The 24943-nt window shown below is 72.0% G+C and carries 16 protein-coding genes and 1 pseudogene; 10 read left to right on the top strand and 7 right to left on the bottom strand.

Translation table 11 applies throughout. The annotated features are described in order from the left end of the window. Positions 1–157 precede the first annotated feature (157 nt). From ACFWBD_RS24890 to fxsT, 3 genes are all read left to right on the top strand, one after another. Positions 158–1357, top strand: a complete 1200-nt coding sequence (locus ACFWBD_RS24890) for an FxsB family cyclophane-forming radical SAM/SPASM peptide maturase (protein WP_385670795.1) — start codon at positions 158–160, stop codon at positions 1355–1357. Continuing rightward, entirely contained in the window at positions 1354–3081 is a 1728-nt protein-coding gene (locus ACFWBD_RS24885) for an aKG-HExxH-type peptide beta-hydroxylase (protein WP_385670701.1), read from the top strand. Before ACFWBD_RS24890 ends, ACFWBD_RS24885 begins: the two co-directional genes overlap by 4 nt. A 130-nt stretch (positions 3082–3211) precedes the next feature. Further along, positions 3212–6253 (top strand): FxSxx-COOH system tetratricopeptide repeat protein, encoded by a 3042-nt coding sequence (gene fxsT, locus ACFWBD_RS24880; protein WP_385670698.1) that lies wholly within the window; start codon positions 3212–3214, stop codon positions 6251–6253. An 81-nt stretch (positions 6254–6334) separates the two neighbouring features. On the opposite strand, the gene ACFWBD_RS24875 is transcribed toward fxsT, so the two are convergent. From ACFWBD_RS24875 to ACFWBD_RS24860, 4 genes are all read right to left on the bottom strand, one after another. Continuing rightward, complete coding sequence (locus ACFWBD_RS24875; RefSeq protein WP_385670695.1) at positions 6335–10165, bottom strand: multifunctional oxoglutarate decarboxylase/oxoglutarate dehydrogenase thiamine pyrophosphate-binding subunit/dihydrolipoyllysine-residue succinyltransferase subunit; 3831 nt, start codon at positions 10163–10165, stop codon at positions 6335–6337. Positions 10166–10467: 302 nt separating this feature from the next. Next, positions 10468–11571 carry a sensor histidine kinase gene (locus tag ACFWBD_RS24870; RefSeq protein WP_385670692.1) on the bottom strand — a complete coding sequence of 368 codons (1104 nt, stop codon included), beginning with the start codon at positions 11569–11571 and terminating at the stop codon, positions 10468–10470. Next, positions 11568–12308: a response regulator transcription factor gene (locus ACFWBD_RS24865; RefSeq protein ID WP_384125076.1), complete on the bottom strand. Its 741-nt coding sequence runs from the start codon at positions 12306–12308 to the stop codon at positions 11568–11570. The genes ACFWBD_RS24870 and ACFWBD_RS24865 overlap by 4 nt, the downstream gene beginning before the upstream one ends. A gap of 122 nt (positions 12309–12430) precedes the next feature. Next, positions 12431–13117, bottom strand: a complete 687-nt coding sequence (locus ACFWBD_RS24860) for a spermidine synthase (RefSeq protein WP_385670689.1) — start codon at positions 13115–13117, stop codon at positions 12431–12433. A 215-nt stretch (positions 13118–13332) separates the two neighbouring features. Here ACFWBD_RS24860 and ACFWBD_RS24855 point away from each other — a divergent pair. Then, positions 13333–14127: pseudogene (locus ACFWBD_RS24855) on the top strand (rhomboid-like protein); the annotation flags it as partial. 56 nt (positions 14128–14183) lie between these two features. Here the strand turns inward: ACFWBD_RS24855 and ACFWBD_RS24850 are convergent. Together ACFWBD_RS24850 and ACFWBD_RS24845 are read right to left on the bottom strand one after the other, a co-directional pair. Then, entirely contained in the window at positions 14184–15203 is a 1020-nt protein-coding gene (locus tag ACFWBD_RS24850; RefSeq protein WP_385670687.1) for a DUF5954 family protein, read from the bottom strand. A 131-nt stretch (positions 15204–15334) separates the two neighbouring features. Further along, positions 15335–15991 carry a GNAT family N-acetyltransferase gene (locus tag ACFWBD_RS24845; protein ID WP_385670684.1) on the bottom strand — a complete coding sequence of 219 codons (657 nt, stop codon included), beginning with the start codon at positions 15989–15991 and terminating at the stop codon, positions 15335–15337. A 190-nt stretch (positions 15992–16181) separates the two neighbouring features. Between ACFWBD_RS24845 and lon the strand changes: the two genes are divergently transcribed. Then, positions 16182–18596 carry an endopeptidase La gene (gene lon, locus ACFWBD_RS24840; protein WP_385670681.1) on the top strand — a complete coding sequence of 805 codons (2415 nt, stop codon included), beginning with the start codon at positions 16182–16184 and terminating at the stop codon, positions 18594–18596. A 168-nt stretch (positions 18597–18764) separates the two neighbouring features. Next, positions 18765–19265, top strand: a complete 501-nt coding sequence (locus ACFWBD_RS24835; RefSeq protein ID WP_385670678.1) for a MarR family winged helix-turn-helix transcriptional regulator — start codon at positions 18765–18767, stop codon at positions 19263–19265. Positions 19266–19304: 39 nt separating this feature from the next. Here ACFWBD_RS24835 and ACFWBD_RS24830 read toward each other — a convergent pair whose 3' ends face one another. Next, the gene (locus tag ACFWBD_RS24830; protein ID WP_385670675.1) at positions 19305–20096 is read right to left on the bottom strand and encodes a hypothetical protein; all 792 of its coding nucleotides are present in this window, start codon (positions 20094–20096) and stop codon (positions 19305–19307) included. Positions 20097–20464: 368 nt separating this feature from the next. Between ACFWBD_RS24830 and ACFWBD_RS24825 the strand changes: the two genes are divergently transcribed. Genes ACFWBD_RS24825 through ACFWBD_RS24810 form a run of 4 tightly spaced genes read left to right on the top strand, consistent with a single transcriptional unit; the run spans position 20465 to position 24939 of the window. Next, complete coding sequence (locus tag ACFWBD_RS24825) at positions 20465–23356, top strand: nitrate- and nitrite sensing domain-containing protein (protein ID WP_385670672.1); 2892 nt, start codon at positions 20465–20467, stop codon at positions 23354–23356. Then, on the top strand, positions 23353–23856 hold the full coding sequence (locus tag ACFWBD_RS24820; protein ID WP_385670669.1) for a roadblock/LC7 domain-containing protein: 504 nt from the start codon (positions 23353–23355) through the stop codon (positions 23854–23856). Before ACFWBD_RS24825 ends, ACFWBD_RS24820 begins: the two co-directional genes overlap by 4 nt. After that, positions 23853–24314 carry a DUF742 domain-containing protein gene (locus ACFWBD_RS24815; RefSeq protein WP_385670666.1) on the top strand — a complete coding sequence of 154 codons (462 nt, stop codon included), beginning with the start codon at positions 23853–23855 and terminating at the stop codon, positions 24312–24314. The genes ACFWBD_RS24820 and ACFWBD_RS24815 overlap by 4 nt, the downstream gene beginning before the upstream one ends. After that, positions 24295–24939, top strand: a complete 645-nt coding sequence (locus tag ACFWBD_RS24810) for an ATP/GTP-binding protein (protein WP_314218829.1) — start codon at positions 24295–24297, stop codon at positions 24937–24939. The genes ACFWBD_RS24815 and ACFWBD_RS24810 overlap by 20 nt, the downstream gene beginning before the upstream one ends. Positions 24940–24943: the final 4 nt, after the last annotated feature.

Raw genomic sequence — 24943 nt, 5'->3', positions numbered from 1 at the left:
GCTCCACCGGACCCCGACGCGCGTCACCCGATGCGCGTCACGATGTCGAGCCATCCGATTCGCGTCATCCGATCGTTCGAAGTCGATTCCGGTTGCTTCTGCGCATGACTCGGACAACTTCGGTCGCGTGGGGTTTGTGACCCGTGCCCGCCCGGGAATGCGCCCCCACGGGGCTCAAGTGCCCAGGCATGGGGGTGCTGGAGTGTCCGAGCAGGCCTTCCGCCAGTTCATCGTGAAGACGCACGGCCGCTGCAACCTCGCCTGCACCTACTGCTACCTCTACGAGGGCCCCGACTCCACCTGGCGCACCCGCCCCGCGGCCACCGCCGACCACGTCCTCGACCGCACCGCCGCCCGCATCGCCGAACACGCCGGCACCCACGCCCTCACGGACGTCTCCCTCGTCCTGCACGGCGGCGAGCCCCTGCTGGCCGGCGCCGGGAAGCTGGCCCGCTTCACCGCCCTGGTGCGCGACCGCGCCCCGGCCGGCTGCACGGTCCACGCCACCGTCCAGACCAACGCCACCCTGCTCACCGCGCGGCGTCTCGCCGTGCTGGCCGACGCCGGCATCCGGATCGGCGTCAGCCTCGACGGCGGCCTCGCCGCGCACAACGCCCGCCGCGTCGACCACGCGGGGCGCCCGTCCTGGCCCGCCGCCGCACGCGGGGCGCTGCTGGTCGCCGAGCAGGCCCCGCAGGCCTACGCCGGCATCCTCACCGTCGTCGACGTCACGCTGGACCCGGTGGAGACGTACGAGTCCCTCCTCACCCTGCGACCGCCCGGCCTGGACTTCCTGCTGCCGCACGGCAACTGGTCCGCCCCACCGCCCCACTGGGCGGACGCCCGCCACGGCGAGTGGCTGTGCGCCGTCTTCGACCGCTGGTGGCGGGCCGGCCGGCGGGAGACCCGCGTCCGCCTCTTCGAGGAGTGCGTCGCGCTTCTGCTGGGGCTGCCCTCGGTCACCGAGGCCCTCGGCCTCGCGCCGTTCGACGCGGTCGTCGTGGAGACCGACGGGTCGATAGAGCAGGTGGACGCCCTGAAGTCCGCCTACGACGGTGCCGCGCGCACCGGCCTGGACGTCTTCCGGAACGCCTTCGACGAGGCGCTGCTGCATCCCGCGGTGGCGGCCCGGCAGGCGGGCGCCGCGGCTCTCGCGGACCAGTGCCGGGCCTGCCCTCTGCTGTCCGTCTGCGGAGGCGGTCACTACGCCCACCGCTACCGGGCGGGGCACGGCTTCCGCAACCCGTCCGTGTACTGCACGGACCTCCAGCGCTTCATCCGCCACGTCGCCGGCCGGCTCGCCGCGGACACGGCCGCGGCCGCCGTCCCCGCCGTTCGGAAAGGAGGCGCACCGTGACGAGGCCTACGGTCCCCGACCGGGCCCTGGTGGAACTCGGCCGCACCGAGGGGACCCCCGACACCCTGGCCCTCCTCGTGCGGGACCAGGACACCCGACGGCTGCTGTTGCTGCGCGCCGTGCTCGACGCGGCCGAGGCGGCGGACCCCGCGCTGTGCTCCCCCGGCCGAAAGGCCCGGCTGCGCGAGGACTGGTCCCTGCTCGCCGAGGCCGACCGACCACAGCCAGCCGGCACCGCCCACCCTCCGGGAGCCGCATCACAGGACGCTCGAGGGACGCCGCAACCCTGGCTCGGGGCGCCGCCCCACCCGTCGAGGGACACCGCGTACTCTCCGGGGGGCGCGGGGCAGGACCCGCGAAGGGTGCCGCACCCCCGGCTCGGCGCGCCGCACCCGTCGGGTACCGCGTACCGTCCGGCCGGCGGATCCCAGGACCCGCCGGGGACGCCGCGGTCCTCGCTCGGCGCGCCGCACCCCATACCCGGTACCGCGCCCCCGCCCTCGCCAGGTACCGCCCACCCGCCCCCTCCGGAAGCCGTGCTCTCGCCTGCCCGGGCCCGGCTCTTCCATCCGTTGACCGGGCCATGGGCCCTGAGCTGTCTGCACGGACTCGACGGCCGCGCAGGCCCCCCGGACGAGCCCCGGTCCCGCCGGCTCCGGCAGGACCTCGCGCACTTCAGCGCGATCGCCGCCGTGGCCGCCGCGCGCGCCGGGATCCCGTTCACCGTACGGCTGACCGCGTACGCCGGAGTGCTCACCCTGCCGTCCCTAGGCTCGCTGCGCACGGCCACCACAGGTGACGTCCCCGTCGACGTCACCCACCGGGAAGGGTGTCTGACGGTGCGCCGGCCCGACGCGCCGGACGTCGTCGTGCGTCTGGAGAGCGGGATCGGGGCCTGGTCCGGCGCGCTCGCCTGGACTCCCGTGCACGCCCTGCCCGGACTGTCCTGCGCCCAGGGCCCCATGCCCCTGGACGACGTGGATCCCTACCGTGTCGCGCCCGGCCCCCGCCACCGGACGCTCGGCGGACCCGCGACCCTCGACGACGGGGACTGCAAACGCTGGCTCCAGGCCTGGTCGGGCACCGAGGCCGCGCTGTGCACCGGCGGCGCGCACCGGGTGACCGAGGCGGTGGCGCTGCTGCGCTGCCTGGTCCCGCTGGAGCGGCCGCCCGGTGCCGCGGGACGGGACAGTTGCAGCGCGACCCGGCACGAGGCGTTCGGCGCTCTGCTCTCCAGCGCCCCGCAGGACGCCCTGGCCCTGGCCGAGACCCTCGTCCACGAACTGCACCACGCGAAACTGGCCGCCCTGGGAGACCTGGTGACGCTCCATCACGCCGGCCCGGAACCGCGCTACTTCGCCCCCTGGAAGACGGACCCCCGGCCGTACGACGGTCTGCTCCAGGGGATCTACTCGCACCTGGCCCTCGCGGACTACTTCCAGCGCCGCGCACTGCGCACCGCACCGCCCGACAGCGAGTACGCCTGGTCCCGGCACGCCCGCTACCGCGCCCAGGTCGGAGCGGCCCTGCCGGGACTCGTCGGCTCGCCCGACCTCACCGTCCGCGGACGCCGGTTCGTCGACGAGATGACAGCCACCTACGAACGCATGGCCGACCGTCCGGCGCCCCGGAACCACACCACGCGGGCCCAGGCGTACGTGAAGGCCGCACGCGCTCTGTGGACACAGCGTCATGCTCCCGCTTTGCCACGCCCGAAAGACTGAGGATGGCCTGCAAGGGGCCGTCCCGTGCGCGAAGATCGTCGAATCGAGGCACGCGTGGATGAAGTCGGCGGACTTACGCACGACGCGCCGAGGTTCTAGGATTTTGGTACTACGCGCTGGAGGCCGCTGCATGTCTGGAGCTCGTACGCCGGTGGGGGCAACCGGGAGAGGGGCCGCGAGGCAGACGGTCACGATCCATTTCGCGGGTTTCAACCGGGCCTGGGCGGCCTGGGTCGGGGACCGGCTCGAACGGCGCGGCCTGCGGGTGGTGTACCTGCGCTGGGACTCCCCGGCGGACGTCCCCCTGGCGGACCTGCTGCGCGACCTGGAACTCGCCGAGGGCCGCATCCTCATCGTCGTCAGCGAGTGGTACTTCCAGCTCGGTCCCCGGACGCAGGAGGAGTGGAACACGGCGCTGCGCGAGGTCGTCGCCCCCGACGCGTCCCGGTTCGCCGCCGTCTCCGTCACCTCGGCGTCCGTGCCCTCGGCGACCGCCGTCCTCGCCCCGGTCAACCTGACCAACATGGGAGCCGAGGAGGCCGAGCGCCGGCTGCTCGACCGGCTCGACCTGCCGACCGACCCGCTGCCCGAGCCCCTCGACGCGGCGCGCCGCGGTCCCCGGTTCCCGGCGTCGATGCCCGAGGTCTGGGGCGGGGTGCCCCGCCGCAACACCCGGTTCACCGGCCGCGAGTCGCTGCTCAACGAGGCCTACCACGTGCTGCGGAACGCCGAGCCGGGCGCCGGCGTGGTCACGTTCCACGGCATGTCGGGCGTGGGCAAGACCCAGCTGTCCGCCGAGTACGTCTACCGCTTCGGCTCCGAGTACGACGTCGTCTGGTGGGTCAACGCCGAGAAACGCGTGACCTACCGTCGGCTGCTCGCCGAACTCGCCCCGAAACTGGGGCTCCAGACCGGCCAGGAGTACGGCGAGCGGCTGCGCGCGGTCCGCGACTCGCTGCGCCGCGGCGAACCGTACGGGCGCTGGCTGCTGATCCTCGACGGCGCGGACGAACCCGACCAGATCTGGGACCTGGTGCCGACCGGCCCCGGCCACGTCATCATCACCTCCCGCAACCCCGAATGGACCGAGCACAACAGCAAGCTGCTGGAAGTGCCCGTCTACGCCCGCGACGAGTCGGTGGCCTTCATCCGGCGCCGCGCGCCACGGCTGACGGAGGTGGAGGCCGACCAGCTCGCGGACGCACTGGAGGACCTGCCGCTGCTGCTGGACCAGACGGCGGGCTGGCTGAACGACTCCGACCTCTCGGTGCGCCAGTACATCGCCCTGCTCGACGGCGGCATCGACAGCGACGTGGTGAAGGTGTCGGCGGACTTCCCGCTCGCCTTCCAGACCGCGTGGTCGATACTGCTGAACAAACTCCGCGACACCGTCCCCGAGTCGGTCGACCTGCTGCGGCTGTGCACGTTCTTCGCACCGGGCTTCATCCCCGTCCGCCTGCTGCGCGAGATGTCCAGCGAAGCGCTGCCCGAACAGCTCGCCGGACTGCTCAACGACCCGCTGCTGTGGAACAAGGCGATCAACCAGCTCCGCCAGTACTCGGTGGTCCGCCTGGAGTCCCACGAAGCGCTCGGCGACGAGGCGGCCGCCTCCGGCGAGTCGCTCTACCTGCACCGCATGGTCCACCAGATCGTGCACAAGGACATGCCGGACACGGACCGCAAGGAGTTCATCGACGTCGTACGCCAGGCGCTCGCCGCGGCCGACCCGCGCCGGCCCACCGACCCCGACCTGTGGCCGGGCTACGCCCAGATCGTGCCGCATCTGAAGTACGCGGACGTGCTCCAGACCCAGGACCCGGCCGTCCAGCGGCTGGTCTTCAACTGCCTGCGCTACATGTACTTCTCCGGCGAGTACAACGCCGGCATCAAGCTCGGTGAGCGCGCGATGGAGGCCTGGCGCGAGCTGCTCGGCCCGACCCACCCCAGGATCTGGGAGCTGAGCTACCACTACACCAACCTGCTGCGCGCCGTCGGCGACTACGCCGGGACCGAGGCCCTCAGCCGCGCCGCCTCCGAGCACCTGAAGGCGGAGCGCGGACCCCAGGACCTGGAGCATCTGCGGGCCGCGGCCGGTCTCGCCGCCGACCTGCGCGGCCTCGGCCGCTACGACGAGGCACTGGAACTCTCCCAGTGGGTCCTGGTCGGATACCGCGACCTGCTCGGCGAGCAGGACTCGCGGAGTCTCAACTCGCTGAACAACCTGGCGGTCTCCCTGCGGCTGCTCGGGCGCTACCAGGAAGCCCTGGACATCGACCGGCAGACCCTGGAGTCCCGGCGGGTGCTGCTGCGGGCCCGTCACCCGTGGACGCTCGGCTCCGAGATCTACTACGCCATCGACCTGCGACTCCTCGGCCGCTACGCGGAGGCCGAGTCCATCCAGGCGAAGAACGTCCGCGAGAGCCGTCTCGTGATGGGCCGCGACAACCCGCAGACCCTCAGCGCCGAGCACAACCTCGCGCTGTGCCGCTACCGCCTGGGCGATCGGGACCGCGGCCGGGACCGCGGCATCGAGTGGGAGGAGCCCGGGGAGATGCTCTCCAGCGTGCTGGAGCGCGGTGAGCGGGTGCTGGGCGAGACGCATCCGCTGACCCTGATCTTCGCGACGGCCCAGAGCTGCTACGCCCGCGAGCACGGCGACATCGACCGGGCCCACGAGCTCAGCGAGGCCGTCGTCGCGCGCTACGAGGTGATGCTCGGCGACGGGCACCCCTTCGTCGCGGGCGCCCGCGTCAACCAGGCGCTGATCCTGCGCAACGTCGGCGAGCGGGAGGCCGGCCACGTCCTCCTGGAGCAGGCGCTGGCGTCGATGACCGAGGCGGTGGGCGAGAACCACGCCTGGACGCTGGGCGCTGCCCTGAACGCCTCGGCCCTGCGCAACATCGTCGGCGACACCGAGAGCGCCGCCGACCTCAGCCGGGACACGGTGACCCGGGCCATCGAGTCGCTCGGCCGGACCCACCCGCTGACCCTGTCGGCACGGATCGCGTACGCGGCGGACCTGCGCGGTCTGCGGGACCGGCGACAGGCGGAGAAGGTGGAGCAGGAGGCACTCTCGGACCTCGACTCGACGCTCGGCAGCAAGCACCCGCACACCGTCTCGGCCCGCTCCCGCAACCGCCCCTACTGGGACTTCGAGCCCCAGGTCATCTGACGCCCGGCCGGCCCGAGCACGCCGAAGGGCCCGGCCCCGGAAACCTCCGGGGCCGGGCCCTTCGCGTGTGGTGGGTGAGGACTACGCCTCGAACACCTCACGCACCAGCTGCTCCTGCTCCGCCTGGTGCCGCTTGGCGGAGCCGACCGCCGGGGACGAGCCGTGCGGGCGCGAGATGCGGCGCAGGCGCTCGCCGTGCGGCACGTCGGCGCCGACCGCGAGGTCCAGGTGGTCGATCAGGTTCAGGGCGATGAACGGCCAGGCACCCTGGTTGGCCGGCTCCTCCTGGGTCCAGAGGTACTTCTCGGCGTTGGGGTACTTGTTGACCTCCGCCTGGACCTCGGCACCCGGCAGCGGGTACAGCCGCTCGAGGCGGATGATCGCCGTGTCCGTGACGCCGCGCTTCTGACGCTCGGCCTCCAGGTCGTAGTAGACCTTGCCGGTGCAGAAGACGACCTTCTTCACGGCCGCCGGGTCGGTGATCGTCGAGTCGCCGATGACCGGGCGGAACTGACCGGTCGTGAACTCCTCCGCCTTGGACGCGGCGGCCTTCAGGCGCAGCATCGACTTCGGGGTGAAGACGACCAGCGGCTTGTGGTGCGGGTTGTGCACCTGCCACCGCAGGAGGTGGAAGTAGTTCGACGGGAGCGTGGGCATCGCGACCGTCATGTTGTTCTGGGCGCAGAGCTGGAGGAAGCGCTCGACACGGGCCGAGGAGTGGTCCGGGCCCTGGCCCTCGTAGCCGTGGGGGAGGAGGAGCGTGACACCGCTCGTCTGACCCCACTTCTGCTCGGCCGCCGAGATGTACTCGTCGACCACGGTCTGCGCGCCGTTGACGAAGTCGCCGAACTGCGCCTCCCACATCACGAGCGCGTCGGGGCGGGCCAGCGAGTAGCCGTACTCGAAGCCCATCACCGCGTACTCGGAGAGGAGGGAGTTGTAGACGTTGTAGCGCGCCTGCTCCTCGTCGAGGTACTGGAGCGGGGTGTGCTCCTCGCCCGTCTCGCGGTCGATGAGGACCGCGTGGCGCTGGCCGAAGGTGCCGCGCTGCGAGTCCTGGCCGGACAGCCGGACCGGGGTGCCCTCCAGGAGGAGGGAGCCGACCGCGAGGGTCTCGCCCATGCCCCAGTCGATCGTGCCGTCCTCGACCATCGACGCCCGGCGCTGCAGCTGCGGCAGCAGACGCGGGTGGACGTGGAAGTAGTCCGGGATGTTGACCTGGGACTCGGCGATGCGCTTGACGACCTCCGCGGAGACGGCGGTGTCCACCGCTACGGGGAAGTTGTCCTGCGGCTCGTGGGCGTCACCGGCGGCGGGCTGCGCGGTGGCCTCGCGGACCTCCGTGAAGACCTTCTCCAGCTGGCCCTGGTAGTCCTGGAGCGCCTGCTCGGCCTCTTCCAGGGTGATGTCGCCGCGACCGATGAGGGACTCGGTGTACAGCTTGCGCACCGAGCGCTTCTTGTCGATCAGGTCGTACATCAGCGGCTGGGTGAAGGCCGGGTTGTCCGACTCGTTGTGACCGCGGCGGCGGTAGCAGATGAGGTCGATCACCACGTCCTTGTTGAACGCCTGGCGGAACTCGAAGGCCAGCCGCGCGACGCGGACCACGGCCTCCGGGTCGTCGCCGTTCACGTGGAAGATCGGGGCCTCGATCATGCGCGCCACGTCCGTGGCGTACATCGACGAGCGCGAGGACTCCGGGGCGGCGGTGAAGCCGACCTGGTTGTTGATGACGATGTGGACCGTGCCGCCCGTGCGGTAACCGCGCAGCTGCGACATGTTCAGGGTCTCGGCCACCACGCCCTGGCCCGCGAAGGCCGCGTCGCCGTGCAGGGCGACCGGCAGGACGGTGAAGTCCGTGCCGCCCTTGTTGATGATGTCCTGCTTGGCGCGGCTGATGCCCTCGATGATCGGGTCGACCGTCTCCAGGTGGGACGGGTTCGCGGCCAGCGAGACCTTGATCTGCTCGCCGTCCAGGCCCGTGAAGGTCCCCTCGGCGCCCAGGTGGTACTTGACGTCGCCGGAGCCGTGCATCGACTTCGGGTCGAGGTTGCCCTCGAACTCACGGAAGATCTGCGCGTACGACTTGCCGACGATGTTCGCGAGGACGTTCAGGCGGCCGCGGTGGGCCATGCCGATGACGACCTCGTCCAGCCGCGACTCGGCCGCGCTGTCCAGCACCGCGTCGAGCAGCGGGATGACGGACTCGCCGCCCTCCAGGGAGAAGCGCTTCTGGCCGACGTACTTCGTCTGCAGGAAGGTCTCGAAGGCCTCCGCCGCGTTCAGCCGGCGCAGGATGCGCAGCTGCTCCTCGCGCTCCGGCTTGCTGTGCGCGCGCTCGATGCGGTCCTGGATCCAGCGGCGCTGCTTGGGGTCCTGGATGTGCATGAACTCGACGCCGGTGGTGCGGCAGTACGAGTCGCGCAGCACGCCCAGGATGTCGCGCAGCTTCATCAGGGACTTGCCCGCGAAGCCGCCGACCGCGAACTCGCGCTCCAGGTCCCACAGGGTGAGGCCGTGCTCGGTGATGTCCAGGTCGGGGTGCTTGCGCTGGCGGTACTCCAGCGGGTCGGTGTCGGCCATGACGTGGCCGCGGACCCGGTAGGAGTGGATCAGCTCGAAGACCCGGGCCGCCTTGGTGACGTCGTCGTCGTGGCTGGCGTCGATGTCCTTGAGCCAGCGGACCGGCTCGTAGGGGATGCGCAGCGCCTCGAAGATCTCGTCGTAGAAGCCGTTCTCCCCGAGGAGGGAGTTGGCGACGACGCGGAGGAACTCGCCGGAGGCGGCGCCCTGGATGACCCGGTGGTCGTAGGTCGACGTGAGCGTCATGACCTTCGCGATGCCGAGCTTGTTCAGGGTGTCCTGGCTGGTGCCCTGGAACTCCGCGGGGTAGTCCATCGAGCCGACGCCCATGATGACCGACTGGCCGGGCATCAGGCGCGGGACCGAGTGGACGGTGCCGAGGCCGCCGGGGTTGGTCAGGGAGACCGTGACGCCGGTGAAGTCGTCCATCGTCAGCTTGCCGTCACGGGCGCGGCGGACGATGTCCTCGTAGGCCTGCCAGAACTCGAAGAAGTTCAGCGTCTCGGCCTTCTTGATGCCGGCGACGACGAGCTGGCGGTCGCCGTTGGGCTTCACCAGGTCGATGGCCAGGCCGAAGTTGACGTGCGGCGGCTTGACGAGGGTGGGCTTCCCGTCCTTCTCCGCGTAGTGCCAGTTCATCGACGGCATGGCCTTGATGGCCTGCACCATCGCGTAGCCGATGAGGTGGGTGAAGGAGATCTTCCCGCCCCGGGCACGCTTCAGGTGGTTGTTGATGACGATGCGGTTGTCGAACAGCAGCTTCACGGGGACCGCGCGCACGGACGTGGCCGTGGGCAGCTCCAGCGAGGCGTTCATGTTCTTGGCGACCGCGGCGGACGGGCCGCGCAGCGTCACGAACTCCGGACCCTGCGCCGGCGCGGCCGAGGCAGCGGCGGGCGCGGGCTTCGCCGCGGCCGGCTTGGCGGCGGGGGCCGCCTTCACCGGAGCCGGGGCCGGAGCAGCGGCTGCGGGCTTCGGGGCGGCGGCCGGCGCGGGAGCCGGGGCAGCGGGAGCCGGAGCGGCAGGAGCCTGGGCGGCAGGAGCCGCCTGGGCAGGAGCGGCCGGTGCGGCGGGCGCTGGGGGCGTGGTGGTCGCTGCGGCCCCCGCGGCCGCAGTACCCGCCGGAGCCGAGGCGCTGGGGGCCCCCGGCTTGTAGTCGGCGAAGAAGTCCCACCAGGCACGGTCTACGGAGTTCGGGTCCTGGAGGTACTGCTGATAGATCTCGTCGACGAGCCACTCGTTCGGCCCGAACGCGGCAGCGGGATTCTTGCCCGCTTGGTCTGCGTCGGTCGAGATGCTCGATGCGTTACTGGGGGACTGTGGCGACACGGCGGCAACCGCCCTCTTCCGCTTCACAAGGTGATGGACAGCGGGAATAAAGGCTACGCCCCCTGGAGGGGAAGAGTCAGGCCGGGTCGGTGCATCGTCGCGTAAGTCACATCGGAACGTGCGTTTCGCGGCTGTAAATGGCGGGAAACAAGCGCGGTTGCGCGTCAAAAGGGGTGCGTTGGCGCAGGTCGCGCACGCTGAGCGTGCGGACCCGTGCCGACCTGGGACGGTCCGCTGCCTGATCACACGTGTCCGGCTGCGCGAACGTCGGTGGATCTTGTGGCTCCGGTTCGAACTTTACGTCAACTTGGAACGGAAGACTCTCCCGGAAGAGTGACAAGAATCCGGCAACCCCGCTCGGATTCGGCCACTCCGATCCGGCCGCCGTGAAGATCGACCGCCCAGCGGGCGATCGCCAGCCCCAGCCCCGTACCGCCGTCGCTGCCCGGCCCGTGCGGCCGGCGGACGGCTCCCCGGTTGAACCGCTCGAACACGCCGCGCCACTCCGAGCGCGGAATGCCGGGCCCCTCGTCCAGGACTTCGATCTCCAGCGACTCCGGCAGCGGCCCGCGCCGGGCCTTCACCGTCACCCGTCCGTGCGCGGGGCTGTGCTTGACGGCGTTGTCGATCAGGTTCGCGACGACCTGGTGGATCCGCTCCGGGTCCGCGTGCGCGGTCAGCTCCGGCGGGGACACGTCCAGGTGCAGATGGACGTCGGTGCGCGTGTGGTTGCCGCCCGAGCCCATCGTGGCGCGCGCCGAGGCGACCATGTTGGCCTCCTTCAGCACCCCGGACAGGTACGGCCACACCTCGAAGCGCCGCTTGCGCAGCGGGACGACGCCGTTGTCGAGGCGGGACAGGTCCAGCAGCGTCTCCACCAGCCGCCCGAGCCGCTCCGTCTGCTTCAGGGCGGTGCGCATCGTCTCGGTGTCCGCCTCGGCGATGCCGTCGACGACGTTCTCCAGGACGGCGCGCAGACCGGCGATGGGCGTGCGCAGCTCGTGCGAGACGTTGGCCACCAGCTCCTTGCGCTGCCGGTCCTGCGCCTCCAGCTCGTCCGCCATGACGTTGATCGTCTGGGCCAGGTCGCCCAGCTCGTCGCGGCGGTTCTCGCTCACCCGGCGGGTGTAGTCGCCGTGCGAGATGGACCGGGCCACCGTGTTCATCTCGTCCAGCGGCGCGGTGAGCGAATGCGCCACGAACTGCGTAATGAGCAGGGTGGCGATCATCGAGAAGACCGTGATGAAGCGGAGCTCCGTCTTGGTGTGCACCGCGATCATCGACAGCCCGGTGGTGATCAGCACCGAGATGACGACCAGCGCACCCAGCTTGGTCTTGATCGAGAACGGGCGTACACGGCCCCAGGGCTCCCCGGGGCTTCTCGGTCCGTCCGGCCCGGAGGTCATGGCGTCGGGGTCTCCAGTGCGTAGCCCACGCCGTGCACCGTGCGGATCCGCTCGGCGCCGATCTTCCGCCGCAGCGCCTTGATGTGGCTGTCGACGGTACGGGTGCCGGAGGCGTCCGCCCAGTCCCAGACCTCCGCGAGGAGCTGCTCACGGGAGAGCACCGCGCGGGGGGTGTTGGCCAGGCAGACCAGCAGGTCGAACTCGGTGGGCGTGAGGTGCACGTCCTCCGAGCGGACCCGCACCCGGCGCTGCGCGTGGTCGATCTCCAGTTCGCCGAGCCGCAGGATCCCGCTGCGCGGAGTCGTCGCCGCGATCGCGGCCCGCTCCACCCGGCGCAGCAGCACGTGCACGCGTGCCGCCAGCTCCCGCATCGAGAACGGCTTGGTCATGTAGTCGTCGGCGCCCACGCCGAGCCCGACCAGCATGTCGGTCTCGTCGTCGCGCGCGGTGAGCATCATCACCGGCACCGGACGGGAGGCCTGCACACGACGGCAGACCTCCAGGCCGTCGAAGCCGGGCAGCATGATGTCGAGGATCAGCAGATCGGGCTGCCAGGCCTCGGCGGTGTCGACGGCCGCCGGGCCGTCACCCGCCGTTTGCACGAGGAATCCCTCGGCGCGCAGGCGGGCCGCGATGGCGTCGACGATCGTCGGGTCGTCCTCGACCACCAGGACGCGCCGCTGCGCGCCCGGCGTCGCCGTCGCCGTGTTGTTGTGTGCGGTGTGTGTCTGCTCCATCGCCCGCCCCTGAGTGTGCTTTCCGGAACCAGTGGGGTGATCCCTTGTCTGCGCATGACTGCGGTTGACGCGTAAATGATCGGCGTCAGGGGTGCAGCGTACGGGGAGTCACCACGGCTTTGCTATCCAGGTCGGACGGCGAGGTGCACGACGTCCGGCACGCCTCGGGCAACGGGGATCTCTTCGGTACGCACCTGTTGGAACCCGGCATTCCCCATGGTTCCCTCGAAATCCGGAGAGGGCTGGGCGGACCACACGGCCAGTACCCCACCGGGTCTCAACACCCGTGCGCAGCTTGCGAGTCCGGTCGCGGAATAGAGGCTGTCGTTGCCCTCGGTGACGGTCCAGTCGGGCCCGTTGTCGATGTCGAGGCATACCGCGTCGAACGTGTCGCATGTCTCATTGACGTAGTCGAGCAGATCCGCTGCGACGATCTTCGACCGGGGGTCGGTGAGCGCCTCCCCGGAGAACGCGGCCAGGGGGCCGTCGAGATGCCAGTCGATGACGGCGGGCTCGCGCTCCACGACCGTGACGGTGCCCCAGCGGGGCTCGGCGGCGGCGTGCGCGAGCGAGAAGCCGACGCCGAGGCCGCCGATCAGCAGGTCGGGCGAGCGGCGGCCGTCCAGCGCGGCCAGCGCGGCGTCGACCAGGAGTCGTTCCGAGCGGCCGTCCGAGGTGTCCATCAGGAAGCAGCCGTTGGCGATGATCTGGAGCAACTCCCCGTGCCTGCGCAGGACGACCTCACCGTAGGGGCCCTCGCGACGGTCCAGCACTTCGGGCCCGTCGGGGATGTCGTACGGGATGGGCATCGGCCCATCCTGGCACTTCCCTGACGATTTGTTGAGGGATTTCCGTGAGCGGCGGATGAGGTTGACGTGCATCTGTCGGGAACGGCCTCGGCGCGGTTTCGGAGCGGCTTCGGGGCGCCTGGGGATCAGCCGGGAGAAGGCTCGGAGCTTGCTGTGAATCGGCTCAGGCGTGGCGTCGGTCACAGACAGCGGACCGGCGTGACGCGAAGGGTGGGGTGGAACGGAAGGAGCGCCCCACGGTGGAACGCACGGCCGCACCCACGAGCCCGCCGCTGCCCGACGTCGGCGGGCTGCTGGACGGCATCCCGGGGCAGCGCACCCCGCCCCGCGTCGACCTGTCCCGCGTCGACCCGCCCCGCGTCGACCTGTCCCGCGTCGACCCGTCCCGCGTCGACCCGTCCGCCGAGCCGGGCCTCCGCCGCCGGTATCGGATCCCCGCCCCCTTCACCCTCGCGTACGCGGCCGTCCTCGCCGTCACCTCCTATGTCACCGCGCACGCCGGCCCCGCCCTGGTGCACGCCCTGCACCAGGGGTCCAGCACCGACGTCGCGCATCTGGTGCGGACCCCCGTGCTGGTGCTGGTGGCCAGCGCGCTGTGGGTGGCGGGCGGCTTCGCCTCCCCGTTCACGCTCGGCTTCCTGGCCGTCCTCACGACGCTGGAGCGGCGCATAGGCGGCGTCCGTACGGCCGTCGTCTTCCTGCTCGGGCATGTCCTGGCCACCCTCGCGACCGAGGTGCCGGTGGGCCTGGCCGTGCTCGTGGGCCGGCTGCCCGACAGTTCGCTGCACCGCCTCGACTACGGCATCAGCTTCGGCGTCGCGGCGAGTGTCGGCGCCCTGGCCGGCCTGCTCGGGCCGTGGCTGCGCTGGCCGCTGCTCGCCGCCTTCGGCGGGATGCTGCTCCAGGACCTGGTCGCCTTCACCGACCCGATGACGAACTGGGGACACCTGATCGCGCTGGCGATAGGCGTCGGCACCTGGCCGTGGCTCCGGCGGCCGCCGCGGACCCGACCGCTCCCGGCTGCTGAACGCCGCTCCGGGCACCGGCCGGTGCCCGTCCTTCCCGGTCAGTCGTCGTACTGGACCCTGCCGTCCGCGTGCAGGGTCGGGTGGAGCTTCATGGGGCCGTACTCGTCGAGGTCCGACGGGCGGGGCGGCTCGGGGCCGTCGGGGCCCAGGCGGACCATCCGCTCGACGCGGCAGATCCGGAACAGGCGGTCCTCCACGCTCGCCTCGTCGGCTCGGCCGGCCGCGCGGAACGCCTCCGCGGCCCGCGCGTACAGGGCCTTCTTGCGCTCGTCGAAGCGGTAGAGCATCGCCCAGACGCGGGCCATCCCCTCGTACAGCGAGCGGCGTGCCTCGTGCGGGGTCGCCGCCAGGGACCCGCACGGGGTCCAGCCGGACCCGTCGCGTTCGGCCACCGAGAAGCCGACGGGCAGCCGCACCACGTCCGGATGGGTCCGGGCCGCCCACTCGGAGTCCGCGCGCACGTCGGCCGGGAAGCGGGCGCCCGTGTACGTGAAGTCGCGCAGGCCCAGCCGGAGGGCGCCTGCCATCGGGCCCTCGTCCCGGTCGGGGTCCAGGACGTATCCCACGTCCGGCGACGGGACGGCGCCCGGGTCCTCCCACGACGGGTTCACGGACTCGAGGTCGGTGGGCCGGGGCGGCTCCAGACCGTCGTCGCCGGTCCGGGCGAACTCGTCGCCGCGCACCACGCGGTAGCGCACGCCCAGCGCCTCCACCTCGTCGGCCGGGGCCCGCTCCAGCACGGCCACGGCCGCCAGCAGCTCGCGCCGGGCGGCCGGGTCGTCGGTGCCGTCCTTCGCCTTGAACCACAGGTGGGAGTTGAGTCCGTCCCGGGCCTGCTGGGGCATGCCGTCCACCACCGGCTTCAGCAGCCGCCAGCCCGGCTCTGCGGCCGACGGTTCCCGCGCGGCGACACCGAAGACGGGTCCGCGCAGCGCGATGTGCGGATAGTGCCGTGAGGCCTCGACGGCGTCCGCCTCCGTCACCCAGGCGACGGGGTCGTCACGGCGGACCAGGTCGGCGTGGAGGGCGTCGAGCCGTCGCTTCCAGTCATCGCTCATACGCGCATTGTGGTCGCGCGGGCGGGTGGCTTCGGGGTGAATGCCGGAAGTGGGCGGGGTACGGAGAGGGGGCGCGAGGGGCGTGCCCCGTCGTGCGGCGGCGAAGGATGCGCCCTCTCGGCCGCCGGACGTCACCCCCGTGTGTCTCCCGTGAACTTCGCGCTGGTCAGCGATGACTCGACGCGCCAGCCCAGAGACTCGTACAGTGCCCGCCCCTGCGGTGTCGCGCCCAGTACGCCGGTCCGGGCGCCCTGTTCGGCCGCCGCGCGGTGCAGGGTCCGCATGACGAGGGCGCCGAGTCCGCGGCGGCGGTGGCCTGGGGAGGTCTCGATCTGGTCGACGACGGCCGTGGCGCCGGTCGGGGCGATCTGGCCGCGCGCGGCCAGGGAGCCGTCCGGGGCGGCGATCATGGTGCGGGTCACGCCGCCGCGCGACCAGGTGCGGGTCCGGTAGCCGTCGGGGGCGGCGCCGGGCGGGACGTCCGCGAGCGGAGCCGTCATCAGGAAGCCGGGCTCGGGGTCGGTCCACCAGTCCGGCCCCAGCCAGGGCCCGACCACCGCCGGGTCGGCGAAGACCTTCAGCCACACGCCGGCCCCGGTCACCGCGCCCGCCGCCTTCCGGACGGCCGGCTCCGCCACGGCGTCGTTCGTCGCGCCGAGCACGTGCCGGGTGACGTGATGGGTTCCCGCTCCCACGTCGACGGTCCAGCCCCATGGTTCGGCCACGGGCGGAGCCGCCCCACGCGACACGACCCACCCGTCCACCCACGCCTGCGCGAAACGATCCATACGAACCCCCTGATGACGGCCTGGTAAGAGGTGCTGGGCTTGTTGACCCATTACAGCCGACCGTAAGTCCGAAACCGCCCGCCGGAACAGCCGTGATCGCCCACAGCGAACGGGTCCTCTCGCGGGGAACATTCGGGGACTCACGTGCATTGAGTCGGCATAGCTCAACTTGACTGCCTAAGGGGAGATCATGGCTTCGCCGTCCACACCGCTCACCCTGCCTGTGTTGCCTCTCGATGACGAGGTCGTGCTCCCCGGCATGGTGGTTCCACTGGACCTCAACGACACCGATGTACGCGCCGCGGTCGAGGCCGCTCAGGCCGCCGCCCGCTCGGAGCCCGGAAAGCCCCGTGTGCTGCTCGTCCCGCGCATCGACGGGACCTACGCGAACACCGGTGTGCTCGGCACCGTCGAGCAGGTCGGCCGGCTGGCCGACGGCGACCCGGGCGCGCTGATCCGCGGCCGCGGCCGCGTGAAGATCGGCGCCGGTACCACCGGGCCGGGCGCGGCCCTGTGGGTCGAGGGGACGAAGGTCGACCGGACCGTCCCCGAGCCGCTGCCCGGTCATGTCGCCGAACTCGTCAAGGAGTACAAGGCGCTCGCCACCGCCTGGCTGCGCAAGCGCGCCGCCTGGCAGGTCGTCGACCGCGTCCAGGCCATCGACGACGTCTCCGCGCTCGCCGACAACTCCGGCTACTCGCCGTTCCTGACCACCGAACAGAAGGTGGAGCTCCTGGAGACCGCCGACCCGGTGGCCCGCCTGAAGCTCGCCACCCAGCAACTGCGCGACCACCTCGCCGAGCAGGACGTGGCCGAGACGATCGCCAAGGACGTCCAGGAGGGCGTCGACAAGCAGCAGCGCGAGTTCCTGCTGCGGCGCCAGCTCGAGGCCGTGCGCAAGGAGCTGCGCGAGCTCAACGGCGAACAGGAGGGCGAGGAGTCCGACGACTACCGCGCCCGCGTCGAGGCCGCCGACCTGCCCGAGAAGGTCCGCGAGGCCGCTCTCAAGGAGGTCGACAAGCTGGAGCGCTCCAGCGACCAGTCGCCCGAGGGCTCCTGGATCCGCACCTGGCTGGACACCGTCCTCGAACTGCCGTGGAACGAGCGGACCGAGGACCGGTACGACATCCAGGGCGCCCGCGCCGTCCTCGACGCCGAGCACGCCGGCCTGGACGACGTGAAGGAGCGGATCACCGAGTACCTCGCGGTGCGCAAGCGGCGCGGCGAGCGCGGCCTGGGTGTCGTGGGCGGGCGGCGCGGCGGCGCGGTGCTCGCGCTCGTCGGCCCGCCCGGCGTCGGCAAGACCAGCCTCGGCGAGTCCGTCGCCCACGCCATGGGGCGCAAGTTCGTCCGCGTGGCCCTCGGCGGCGTCCGGGACGAGGCCGAGATCCGCGGCCACCGCCGCACCTACGTCGGCGCGCTGCCCGGCCGGATCGTGCGGGCGATCAAGGAGGCCGGGTCGCTGAACCCGGTGGTGCTCCTCGACGAGATCGACAAGGTGGGATCCGACTTCCGGGGCGACCCGGCGGCCGCCCTGCTGGAGGTCCTGGACCCGGCGCAGAACCACACGTTCCGCGACCACTACCTGGAGGTCGAGCTCGACCTGTCGGACGTGGTCTTCCTCGCCACCGCCAACGTGCTCGAAGCCATCCCGGAGGCCCTGCTCGACCGTATGGAGCTGGTCCGCCTCGACGGCTACACCGAGGACGAGAAGGTCGTCATCGCCCGCGACCACCTGCTCCCCCGCCAGCTGGAGCGGGCGGGCCTGGACAAGGACGAGGTGGCCCTCGACGAGAGCGCGCTGCGCAAGCTCGCCGGCGAGTACACCCGCGAGGCGGGGGTGCGCACCCTGGAGCGGTCCATCGCGCGGCTGCTGCGCAAGGTGGCGGCCCAGCACGAACTGGGCGACCGCGAGCTGCCGTTCACCATCCGGGACGAGGACCTGCGCGCTCTGATCGGCCGGCCGCACCACGTGCCCGAGTCCGCCCAGGACCCGGCCGAGCGCCGGACCGCCGTGCCCGGTGTCGCGACCGGTCTCGCGGTCACCGGCGCCGGCGGAGACGTCCTCTTCGTCGAGGCGTCGCTGGCCGACCCGGAGACCGGCGCGGCGGGTCTGACCCTGACCGGTCAGCTCGGTGACGTGATGAAGGAGTCGGCGCAGATCGCGCTCAGCTTCCTGCGCAGTCACGGCGCCGAACTGGAGCTGCCGGTGGGCGACCTGAAGGACCGGGGCGTGCACATCCACTTCCCGGCCGGCGCGGTGCCCAAGGACGGCCCGAGCGCCGGCGTCACGATGACGACGGCCCTCGCGTCCCTGCTGTCCGGCCGGCTCGTCCGCACGGACGTGGCGATGACCGGCGAGGTCTCGCTGACCGGACGGGTCCTGCCGATCGGCGGTGTGAAGCAGAAGCTGCTCGCCGCGCACCGGGCGGGCGTCACCACCGTCGTCATCCCCAAGCGCAACGAGCCCGACCTGGACGACGTCCCGGCGGAGGTTCTGGACAAGCTCGACGTCCACGCCGTCACGGACGTCCGCCAGGTCCTGGAACTGGCGCTCGCGCCCGCCACGAACGGCGCGACGCCGGAGGTTCCGGTCGCGGCGTGACGGACGCCACCGGAAAGGGGAAGGCCCGGGTCCCGTGAGGGAGGCCCGGGCCTTCCCGGTTCCGCCGCGAACCCCCACCGGGGTCCTGGGAAGCGCCGCCGGTCCGTGCCTGCGAAATACTTAAGAGCTGCGCCGATGGCGGCGACCGGCGAGATCAGGGGTGCTGACGTGCACGAGGACACAAACGGCGACGGACGCGACAGCGGGTCCGCCGCGTCGCCGCGCGGTGTGGAGCAGGGCGACCGGGAGTTCCTGTCCCTGGAGCGGGAGCTCACGGTGCTGCTGCGCCGCGCCCGCGCCAACCAGGGGGAGATGGCCCGTGAGGTCCACCCGGACCTGGAGTCCGCCGCCTACGGGCTCCTCGTCCGGCTGGAGGAGTGCGGCCGCCAGCGCGCCACGGAACTCGCCGGCTACATCGGCGTCGGCAAGGCCACCATGTCCCGCCAGTTGCGCGCCCTGGAGGAGCTCGGGCTGGTCGCCCGCGAGCCGGACCCGGCGGACGGCCGCGCCTGGCTCGTCGACCTCACCGAGGAGGGCCGCACCCGGGTGAGCCGGGTCCGCGAGGCCCGCCGCGAGCGGTACGTCACCCACTTCTCCCACTGGGACCGCCAAGAGGTCGCGGAGCTGGCCCGGTTGCTCCACCAGCTGAACCGCGGGATGGAGAAGTAGCCGACGAGGACGTCACCCCGAGGGGCGCGACGGCACCGTTCACAGCTCCACGCACACCACCGTCGCGTCGTCGTGCGTCTTCGCCCGGCCCAGCAGGGTCCGTCCGGCGTCGGCGTCCGCCCGCTCCAGCGCCCGGACCCGCTCCACCAGCGCCCGCGCGCCCTCCTCGCGGACGAGGGTGAACAGGTCCGTCCAGTCGCCCTCCCGGAAGAGCTCCGTCCACCGGGTGGCGCCGTCCGACAGCGCGGCCAGCGAGCGGACCTGCGCGCGCGGCACGCTCGCGGTGACCGCGCGGGCGGCCACCTCGGGATCGGCCGCGGCCGTGAAGAACCCGCCCTCCTTGTTGCGGAGCGTGCCGTCGACGACCTCGGCGCTCCGCAGCAGGGCGCGCGGCAGGCGGGCCAGCCGGTCGTCGCGGACAGGGGTGACCGTGCCGTCCGGGGCCGTCAGCAGCAGCGTCGCGTCGCACAGGACCAGGTACTCGACGGATCGCGGCGACCACCGCGCGAGGACCACGGTGGCCTGCGGGGTACGTGGGTGAGAAAGGTCACAGGTTCCCGCATGGGTCCCGGCGGTGCGCGCGATGGCCAGGGCGAGCGCCTCGGCCAGGGGAACATCCGGGAGTGAAACGGTCAGTTCGGTCAGTGCGCCGCCGAGCCGCGCGGTGAACCAGGGGACCGAATGAAGACAGCCCGCGCCGTCCGGCGGCGGCGTCACCCCGTCCAGCAGGACGAGCGAACCCCCCTGCCCAAAGGCGGGAAGTCCGACACTCGCGAAGTCCTCGTTGGGGCGCGCCCGATCGCCGGCCTCCGATACAAGTTCCGTACGCATCGGGCCAGTCTGCACGACCCCTTCACAGCCTTCGCGAAAGGCTGGCACCGTTCCCCGAACTTACGTACCGTCGCAGGTCAGACGCCTGGTTTGGGCGGGAATGAAGCACTCCGGGAAGGCGTGGCGGCGAATACTGTCAAAGCCCGCCGCCCACGTCCAACCGGCCTGCCGTGCAAGGGCCCTGCGCACGTCGGCGGAACTTGCCCGCCAACTCTCCTCCGATGTTCACTCCTTCGGGTGGCGGGGCAAGCGATGCGAGGCCCCTGCCCACCGGCACTGGGAGGGTCGGAAACCGTACCGGGCGTACGCGTCAGTTGACGGAGCGTCACATCCGGCCCATGGCACACGAGTCAGGAATGCGAGCACCGGTGCAGAAGACGCGGCCTCGGCGTACAGGCAGGCAGACGGCCTCCGAGGGGGGCGCGGAGCGCACCCCTGTCGGCAAGGGCCGTCCGACCCATGTACGCAACCGGCTGATCGTCGCGGTGGCCGTCGTGGCCGCCGCCGTCGCCGGGGCGGGCGCTCCCTCGATCCTCGCCGCCTCCGGGCAGCTGAAGGACTCCCAGGACCTGGTCACCCTGGCCGAACAGACCCAGGACGCCCTCGCCCTCGCCCAGTCCCTGGCGGACGAGCGCGACGAGGTCACCACCTATGTGGCGGCCGGCCGGGTGAAGTCCAAGGCGCCCTCAGCCCAGGGCAGCGCCCGGGTGGACCGGCAGGCGGGCGAGCTGACCGCCGGGACGGACGTCTCCGCGGCGCTGCGCGAGGCCCTCGCCGCCGTGCCGTCCGTGCGCCAGTCGGCCCTCACCGGCGAGAGCTCGGCGCTCCAGGCGCACGAGGCGTACTCCCGTGCCATCGCCGCGCTCCATGTGCTCGTCGACCGGCTCGCGGAGGAGATGCCGCCTCGCGCGGGCTCCGGCGCGTACGCCCTCGCCGAGCTCGACACCGTCGTCCAGCAGGCCTCCGCTACCCGGGGGCTGCTGCTCGCGGCGCTGAACGTGCCGACGAGCACCGAGACCGAGTACGACCCCGTCACCGGCCGGTCGGTCACCGAGAAGGTCTCCTCGGGCGCCGACACCAAGCGGCGCGACGCGCTCACCGCCGCCGCGCAGCAGGCCCGGCTGCGCTCCGACGCGGCCCTCGCGGACTTCCGGGAGGGCGCGCCGCAGGAGGCGGTGGCCTCGTACGACTCCACGGTCACCGGCGGTGACGTCGACACCGCCGAGGCCTACCTCGCCTCCCTCACCGACCAGCCGAAGCTGAGCGCCGGCGAACTCGACACCAGCGTCAAGAAGCTCGACGCCGCGCTCTCCGCCCGGGTCGACCTGATGCGCGGGGTCGAGTCCTCGCTGTTCGGTCACCGCGTCGAGGACCTCGCCCAGCTGCGCGACGACGACGTCACCGACCTGGAGCTGCGCGTCACCCTCCTCGGGGCCCTGATGCTGCTGACGGTCGTCGTCGCCACGGGCCTGGCCCGCAGCCTCACCCGCCCGCTCTCCGTGCTGCGCCGGGGATCGGCGCGACTGGCACAGGCCGAGCACCCGGCGGCGGAGGAACCGGTGCGGTTCACCGGCCGCAACGACGAGTTCGCCCAGGTCGTCCGCTCCGTGAACGCCCTGCACGAGCACGCCGTGGCTCTCCACGAGCGCGTCGGCACCCTGGAGTCCGATCGCAAGCACCTCGTCGGGCAGCGCCAGCGGATGGCCGACGCCCGCGAGGAACTGCGCGCCGAACTCGCCGACTCCGCAGCTCAGTTGGGCGGACTGCGGGACAGCATCGGCGGCACCTTCGTCAACCTCGCCCTGCGCACTCTCGGCCTCGTCGAACGCCAACTGGCCGTCATCGAGGGGCTGGAGGAGCGCGAGCAGGACCCCGAACGGCTGGCCACCCTCTTCAAGCTCGACCACTTCGCCACGGTCATGCGTCGCCACAGCGAGAACCTGCTGGTCCTGGCCGGCACGGAACACGTCCAGCAGCACGCGGGCCCGATCCCGCTGGTGGACGTGGTCCGCGCGGCGGTCAGCGAGATCGAGCGGTACGAGCGGGTACGCATCTCCGCCCTCCCGCCGCACGCGCACGTGGCGGGATTCGCCGCCGACGACCTCTCCCACCTGCTGGCCGAACTCATGGAGAACGCCACCTCGTTCTCCCCGCCGGACCTGCCCGTCGAGGTCTCCGGCTGGCTCCTGGAGAACGGTGAGGTCATGCTCTCCGTCCAGGACGAGGGCATCGGCATGGCCGAGGACCGGATGGGCCGGCTCAACGCCCGCCTCGCCGAGTTCGACCCCGAGACGCCGTACGACCAGGAGGGCGACGAGGGTCTCGGCCTCGGCCTGTACGTGGTGGCCCGGCTCGCCCACCGGCACGGGGCGCGGGTGCGGCTGCGCGAGCAGAAGCAGGGCGGGGTGGCGGCGGTCGTCGTCCTGCCGACCGCGCTCCTCGCCGCGGCCCCGGCCGCCGCGGTGCCGGTGACGAACCCGTCGGCCACCCCCCGGTCCTTCTCGCTGCCGGGCGCGGACGCGGAAGCCAACTCCAATGTCCTGCCGGGCCGTACGCAGTCCCCGGACCCGCTGGTCGTGCTGGCGGAGAGGACGGTACGACAGTCGGAGACCCCGGCCGAGGCGCCCGCTCCGGCGCCGGCACACCATCCGGCCGAGACGCCGGCCGAGACGCCGGCCGAGACGCCGGCCGAGACGCCGGCCGAGACGCCGGCCGAGACGCCGGCCGAGACGACGATGGAACTGCTGCTGCCCGTCCCGCAGGGGGAGAACGCGGGCGTGGCGGAGGAGGCCGACGAGGCGGGGGAAGCCGACGAGGCGGGGGAGCGGAACACCGCCGCGGCCGCCGTCCTCGACCTCGACCCGCCGGCCGCCGACGGCGAGGACACCCCACAGGGCCCACCCGCAGCCGCCGACGAACCCGCCACGGGCGAGGCCGAGACGGAACACACCCGCACACCGGACGCCCCGGAAGAGCTCGTCACGGACAAGGGCCTCCCCAAGCGCACCCCCAAGATCACCGTACCCACCCAAGCCCCGCGCCGGCGGACCGGTTCCGTCGACGCGGACGCCCTCCGCCGCCGTCTGGGCGGCTTCCGCCGGGGGGCGGAGGCCGGCTACCGCGACGTGGAAGCCGAGATCGCCGAACGGACGGGCCAGAACCAGGTCCCGTCCCCCGAAGCGGCTCGCAGAACAGCTCAAGAAGCACACGCACACGCCGAAGAAGACACGGGGGGCACAGTCGAGGAGGCAAGCAGTTGACCGCGCCCAGTACCTTCGGACTGAGCAGTGAAGCCCGAAACCTGCACTGGCTGTTGACCAACCTCGTGGAGGAAGTACCCGGCATCCAGTCCGTCGCCGTCGTCTCCTCGGACGGCCTGCTCCTGCTGTCCTCGGACCCTGGCCGCAACCTCGAGGCACGCCAGGCCCGCGAGGCGAAACCCTCCGGTCCACGCGGCTCCGCCGCCGATCTCGCGACCGTCGTCTCCGGCATCGGCAGCCTCACCATCGGCGCCGCCAAGCTCATGGCCTTCGGCGGGGTCAGGCACACCATGGTCGCCATGGACGAGGGCAGCCTCTTCGTCATGTCGATCAGCGACGGCTCGCTCCTCGGAGTGCACGGCTCCGCCGACTGCGACATGAGCGTGGTGGCGTACCACATGGCCCTCTTCGTGGGCCGCGCCGGACACGCCCTGACCCCGGAACTCCGCAGCGAGCTACGGCAGTCACTGGAGTCCGAGAAGACGGGGGGCGTCCGATGAGCGCCGTCCCGAAGCAGCCCCAGGGCGACCGTCAGCAGCTCCCCGTGCGCGGCGGCGACCGCAGGCCGGCCCGGGTGCGCCCCTACTCGCTCACCGGCGGCCGTACCCGCTTCGGGCACGTCCTGTTGGTGGAGACCTTCGTGGCGGCTCTCGAAGCCCCCGAAGAACGCGGGGAACTGACGGGAAGTACCACCCATGTGTTGGGCCATGGGGGAGGGTTCCTCAAGTCCACGGTCATGCCGGAACTGCGGGCCATCGTCGAACTGTGCCGCCGTATGCGCACGGTGGCCGAGATCGCCGCGCTGCTGAGGATGCCGCTCGGTGTGGTCCGGGTGCTCCTCAGCGACCTCGCGGACCAGGGAAAGATCCGTGTGTACGGCACCGGTACCGCTCACGGTACGGGCCGTCCCGACCGCGCTCTGCTGGAAAGGGTGCTGAGTGGACTCCGTCGTCTCTGACGCCGCTCGTGGCGTCTCCCCCTTCGTCGAACCCGAGCCCGACGAGCCCTTGCAGCCCTGGCAGACGGACCGCACCCGTGCCCCCATCGCCACGAAGATCGTGGTGGCGGGCGGGTTCGGCGTCGGCAAGACCACCCTCGTGGGCACCGTCTCGGAGATCGAGCCCCTCCAGACGGAGGCGCTGATGACCGAGGCCAGCGAGGGGACCGACGACCTCACCGGCACCCCGGAGAAGGTCACCACCACGGTCGCCATGGACTACGGCCGGCTGACCCTCGACGACGACCTGGTGCTCTACCTGTTCGGTACGCCGGGACAGCAGCGGTTCTGGTTCATGTGGGACGACCTGGTGCGTGGCGCGATCGGCGCGGTCGTGCTGGCCGACACCCGCCGCCTGAGGGACTGCTTCCCCGCGCTGGACTACTTCGAGAGCTGCGGGCTGCCGTACGTCGTCGCCGTCAACCACTTCGACGGCAGCGAGGCGTTCGAGCCGGCCGACGTGCGGGAGGCGCTGACGATCCCCGCGCACATACCTGTCATGATCATGGATGCGCGGCGCCGGATCTCGGTGATCGAGACCCTCCTGGCCCTGGTGGGTCACGCGCTCGACGAAACCCCCGAGTAAGGCC

This window comes from Streptomyces sp. NPDC060002, from assembly GCF_042737245.1.
In the GTDB taxonomy this organism is placed as follows: Bacteria; Actinomycetota; Actinomycetes; order Streptomycetales; family Streptomycetaceae; genus Streptomyces.
Note: the sequence above shows the minus strand (reverse complement) of the source record. Positions and strands in the feature narration are given on the sequence as shown.